This is a genomic window from Peribacillus sp. P4_D6, assembly GCF_056401795.1.
Genome location: NZ_JBFUIQ010000185.1, coordinates 1 through 5530, shown reverse-complemented (window position 1 = coordinate 5530; position 5530 = coordinate 1). Strand labels below are relative to the sequence as shown.

Sequence of the window (5530 nt, the reverse complement as noted above, 5' to 3'; positions counted from 1 at the left end):
CCTTTCTTTTAAGATTCATTTCTAAGTTATCCACAAAAAATGAAGTTATCCAAAAAAATGCATATTAAGAATGGTAATTTCTCACAATCATACTTATAGGCGGGATATATATATGAATTCATTTGGGGAATGTTCAGAGAAACAGGTAATCTAAATACCTACTTGCTTTGAAAAGAAATTTGAATATGTGAGGAGGAGATACTGCATGGATTTTTTTATTCCTAGTGGTCAAAGTAAGGGAGTGAAGATGAAGATTTAAAATGGTTGCAATTGGCCTTGATAGGGGTTGGCTGCACTATTGGTACTGGATTTTTTCTTGGACCGGCCATTGATATAAAATAACAGGCTCTTCAATTTTCCTTTCCTTTACAACAGCCGCAGGGATTTTAATTTTGTACGATTGGTCTTTCATTATTATTTCTGCTCTTCGTATTTTGAAAATAAAATTTACATCTACCCTAATACCCTTTGAAGAAATTTAAAAAGACCTCTCCAAAAGAGGCTTCCAAAATAATATATCTCAATATACCGTTTGCTTCCTTCAGAATTCCGCGTCACTAATAATGCCTTCACTGTTCGAGATGTGCACCCTATAGACCGCACCGCCGGGCGCACAGAAAAACCTCACCAAAAAAGTAGATGATGAGGCAACTTCTAATTATTTTTCATTTTCCAAAATCAAAATAATTCCGCTTTAACAACCGCTTCATCTTCAATAACTCGTCATACGTCGTCTGTTTCCCTAACTCTTTCGTATTAATTAAAAACAGCTGGTCTTCAATCTCTTTAGTCGTTTCATCACTCTGAAATAGCGCTTGGCAATTATCACAATAGAACGATGGCGTTTCATCAATTTCAACCGCTCTCGATCCATCTGGCAACTCCCAAAACACTGTATCGGTTACCGATTGTAATGTTCCGACCTCACACCATGGACACGTCTCCATGCTATTCATCCCCTTTTGGAGTGCCCTTTTTTTGCTGTGCCTGGAATTTCTTTTCTTTTAACAGATCTCGCTTTTCACGTTGGTTTTTCAATGAAGCATGCTCTGGGTTGGTCACGTAATTGTCCCGTCTATTCATTCGCTTAAGCCCTTCAGGCACTAAATTGAATTGCTTGTCGTTCATTAAACCAGATACACCTATATCTGACTGTTTTTCTTCCATATCAGGATATACCCCTTTGAAATAATCATCTGCAAGTCCTGGTGTATATTGCTCAGGTTCAGGATATGTGGTTATCACACCTTCGAAATTGCGCAGCACCGTTTTTGTTGGGGATTGTGAAAGGATATAATTCGGCTGCAGGGTGATTTTCCCTCCTCCTCCTGGAGCATCGACGACGAAGGTAGGCACTGCATACCCGGATGTATGGCCCCGGAGCCCTTCGATGATTTCAATTCCTTTTGAAATGGGTGCCCTGAAATGACCGATCCCTTCCGAGAGGTCGCACTGATAGATATAGTAAGGGCGGACACGGATCTTAACAAGATCATGCATCAGCTTTTTCATGATTGCGACACTGTCATTTATCCCCGCTAAAATAACTGCCTGGTTGCCTACAGGTACACCCGCATCGGCAAGCATCTCACATGCTTTCTTTGACTCTTCGGTAATTTCTATCGAAGTATTGAAATGAGTATTCAGCCAAACCGGATGATATTTTTTTAAAATGGCACATAAATCTCCAGTGATTCTTTGAGGAAAAACAACCGGTGCCCGTGTACCTATCCTGATTATTTCAACATGAGGAATTTCCCTTAAGTTTTTGAGGATATATTCAAGGATCGTGTCATTGATCAATAATCCGTCCCCGCCGGAAATAAGGACATCCCGAACTGCCGGTGTGTCACGTATATAACCGATTGCTGCGTCCAATTGTTTTTTTGGCACGCCCATGCCAATTTGGCCTGAAAAACGTCTTCGCGTACAATAACGGCAGTACATGGAACATTGATTCGTCACCAAAAAAAGAACGCGATCCGGATATCTATGGGTCAATCCCGGTACAGGGGAGTCCTCATCCTCATGCAGGGGGTCTTCCATGTCATATTTGGTTTTATGCATTTCTTCCGAGATTGGGACCGATTGCATTCTGATTGGACACCTTGGGTCATCTTTATTCATTAACGAAGCATAGTATGGGGTGATATTCAATGGAATGGTTTTCGTGGAAATCCTCACGCCTTCCTCTTCATCCGGAGTCAGGTTTATCACTTTTTTCAAATCATCAACTGTTCGAATCGTATTTGTAAGCTGCCACAGCCAGTTGTTCCATTGTTCTTCGGTTACATCTTTCCATAGCTCTATATCTTTCCAATTGCGGTCTGGCTTATATAAGTCAAATAACATGGTTATACCTCCTGAGTTATGATAGTAGTATTAAATGCAAGAAGGATGCCAAAATGACCCAAAAATTCGAATGCCCATAAAAAAAACCGGACTGCAGGCTGCATCCGGATTTTTTCCATCAAATATGTTTTTTTATTTTATATTGCAAGGTCTGTCTTGGAATTTGCAATAGCTTCGATGCTTGGAAAACGTTACCGTTCGTTTGAAGAAGGGCCTCGGTAATCAATTTTGTTTCCATCTCAATCATGGCCTCACGAAGCGGAAGTATTTTTTCGAATGGGTTGCGCTTCTTTAAAAACTGGGGCAAATCTTCAAGATTCAATACATCATTCTCCGTATGGTTCATCATGAATTCTATCGTATGTTTAAGTTCCCTTACATTTCCAGGCCAATCATATTTCCGAAAAAAATCCTTTGTCTTCTCATCCATGCCTTTTATGGACAGTCCTAATTTACTGTTAAATATTGATATGAAATGTTCAGAAAGAAGCTCTATATCATCAATCCGCTCCCTTAGCGGAGGCAGCTCGTAGCTCAATACGTTCAATCGGTAAAATAAATCCGGCCTTAGCCTATTTTCCGATACGGCCTTTTTCGGATCAATATTCATCGCTGCCATGATCCTGACATTCACCTGTACACTTTTTGTGCCACCTATCCTCCTGATGAACCCATCTTCARGCACGCGCAGAAGCTTTGCCTGCAAGTCAATCGGCATCGATTGCAATTCATCCAAAAACAAGGTTCCTCCGTTGGCCAATTCAAACAATCCCTGTCGCTCCACAGCACCAGTGTAGCTTCCTTTTGCCGTACCGAATAGAAGCGATTCCAATAAACTTTCTGGTAAGGCCGCACAATTTTGAGCGATGAAAGGTTCATTACTGCGGCTCGATTCCTGGTGGATGCTTTGAACAAAAAGCTCTTTTCCTACACCGCTTTCCCCATAAACCAATACTGATGAGGTGGAGCGGGCAGCCTTTTTACCTTGGGATATCAAACCTTTAAACCCCTTATCACTTGTCAGGATTTCAGTGAAAGAATACAATCCGCCGTTCCCAGTCGTTTTCCTTTGAGGACTTTTGATTGTCTTGAGCGAGCTTTCCAGATCAGCTAACCTTTCCGATAATTGCTTCAAGCTTGAATAATCCTTTGCAATCTCGATTGCACCTATCATAAACCCATCTACATATATGGGTAGAGTAGTATTTAGCGTCTCAATGATACGCCCATGAGCATTTACATACGATTGACTATAGTTATAGATTGGTTTTTCAGATTTAATGACCCGGAGTAACGTCGATGATTTGTGATTCAAAGAAGGGAACGCTTCAAGCAACGGTTTCCCGAGCACTTCACTTCTTTTCATCCCATCATGATTGGCGGCCACTTCGTTATAAAAGATGGTCTGTCCTTTTGGATCTATCACATGAATGCCTTCATCAATGGTTTCTAATATCGCTTCCAACACTTCACTTGTATTAAAAAATTCACTAGGCAAGCTATCCCTCCTCAATACCTTCTTGCTAGATGTATATGAGGAAATGCCAAAAACTTGTCATGAACCGCCTAAAAATGAGCATTCAACTAAAGTTTTTCACCCAAAGATTCATATCTTCCAGCTTATCAAAGATATAACAATTATTGGCCAAACGTCCGCGGTACGAGTATCCATGCTGATGCAATGCAGCATTCATGCCGAACGAGAGCGACCGGGCAATCGAATAGATACAATAAATGCCGTGTGAAATAAGATAGTCTTCAAGCGCGGAAATCAAGTGTTTCATCAAGCCGTACTGCCGATGTTCCGGCAATGTCGCACAATCAGTGATTTCTGCATTATGGTAAAAGGAATTAATTTCTGCGGAAGCAGCACTTACGATCCTCTCTTCATGGACATAAATATAAAAAACCGTTCCCATTTCCATGCACTTTTTCACATATACCGGATCATTCATCGGTGTGGGATACACCTCGAAAACCTTCCCATACAGTTGGGCCAGCTGAAGTGCATCTGCCACTTCAGCTTTACGGCCTTGATAGGCTGACGGCGGTTCATCCAGTCCGGATTTAATCGGCAGCATCTGAACATCGGTAAGGATTTGATCTTCCCTTTCCCATTCAGCACTATTGCGCCTTTCATTCCGGTTATATTTAACAAGGAAGAAACAATCGCTTCCCAAAAAGAATTTATCGATGCTTCCTTCATATAGGAAGCCCTGAGCAAGCAATGCCATAACGTTTTCCTTGCGGGACTTGAAGATGATTTTTTCTGCTGATATGCTTTTAGCCACCTTCAAGGTTTCCTCCACGCATTCTTGAAAATGCCCTAGATAGTCATCAACCCTGATTCGCTTATTAAAATGGTCGATCGTAATATGTATGGTGCACATTGGCTTTCGAATTCTTTTTTCGATGATTCCAGCCTCCATTTGTCCCGCTCCTTTCACATCTTCGAAAATTGTTGCGAAAGGCCTGACCCTTCCCGGATCAGACCTTGGAAAAATGATTATTCCTGGTCCACCCCACACCATTCAATAATGGTCAATGCGATGATTTCTGCAACTTCCAACATTTTATCCACCTCTATATATTCGTTCGAATCATGGGCCATCTTCGTTTCCCCCGGTCCAAACACAACGACGGGGGTAGAACCAACCGATGAAAGATACCCTCCATCCGTCGCCCATGGTGAAGCTTCGACAAGCGGTTCTTCCCCGACCACTTTTTCATAGTATGTGCTAATTGTCTTCATGAGCGGGTGATTGATTTCGAGATTGCCAGGCAGCCATCTGGCCCCAAACCATTCTAATTCAATAGGTCTTTCTTTGAACCATGCATCACTCTCGTTTAAAGCATCTATTCGCTCCTTCAGCGATTCTTGTGCATCTTCCATGGTTTCTGTAGGGGCGATGCCGAATCTTCCTTCCAGGACGGCTGTATCCGGCACGGAGGAAGGCCAATTCCCGCTTTGAATGCTACCAATATTGATTGGAATGGGGATAGGGACATTTTTATAGAGTGAATGACGGAGTGACTCATTCCGTTCTTGTTCAAGCATCTTGATTTCTTTCATTACAACAACCGCTTTATCAATTGCACTGACTCCTTCATACCTAGTGCCTCCATGTGCAGACTTGCCTTTTATTCTCAGTCGAAACCACATCGAACCTTGCTGTAA

5 protein-coding genes are annotated in these 5530 nt (G+C 41.9%); all 5 read right to left on the bottom strand.

The genetic code is table 11. From position 1 onward, the window contains the following. Positions 1–665: 665 nt before the first annotated feature. On the bottom strand, positions 666–947 hold the full coding sequence (locus tag AC1DVB_RS24865; RefSeq protein WP_477591440.1) for a YokU family protein: 282 nt from the start codon (positions 945–947) through the stop codon (positions 666–668). A 1-nt stretch (position 948) separates the two neighbouring features. Further along, entirely contained in the window at positions 949–2352 is a 1404-nt protein-coding gene (gene kamA / locus AC1DVB_RS24860; RefSeq protein WP_230135671.1) for a lysine 2,3-aminomutase, read from the bottom strand. 118 nt (positions 2353–2470) lie between these two features. Continuing rightward, positions 2471–3850, bottom strand: coding sequence for a sigma-54 interaction domain-containing protein (locus AC1DVB_RS24855; protein ID WP_477591437.1), 1380 nt, complete (start codon positions 3848–3850; stop codon positions 2471–2473). A gap of 82 nt (positions 3851–3932) precedes the next feature. Continuing rightward, complete coding sequence (ablB, locus tag AC1DVB_RS24850) at positions 3933–4781, bottom strand: putative beta-lysine N-acetyltransferase (RefSeq protein WP_057277900.1); 849 nt, start codon at positions 4779–4781, stop codon at positions 3933–3935. Positions 4782–4858: 77 nt separating this feature from the next. Then, a partial coding sequence (locus AC1DVB_RS24845) for a M20/M25/M40 family metallo-hydrolase (RefSeq protein WP_477591435.1) occupies positions 4859–5530 on the bottom strand: 672 nt, incomplete at its 5' end.

Excerpts from the sequence above, each read along its gene's own strand:
- AC1DVB_RS24865 (WP_477591440.1), bottom strand. The coding sequence starts at position 947 with ATGGAGACGTGTCCATGGTGTGAGGTCGGAACATTACAATCGGTAACC.
- kamA (WP_230135671.1), bottom strand. The coding sequence starts at position 2,352 with ATGTTATTTGACTTATATAAGCCAGACCGCAATTGGAAAGATATAGAG.
- ablB (WP_057277900.1), bottom strand. The coding sequence starts at position 4,781 with ATGGAGGCTGGAATCATCGAAAAAAGAATTCGAAAGCCAATGTGCACC.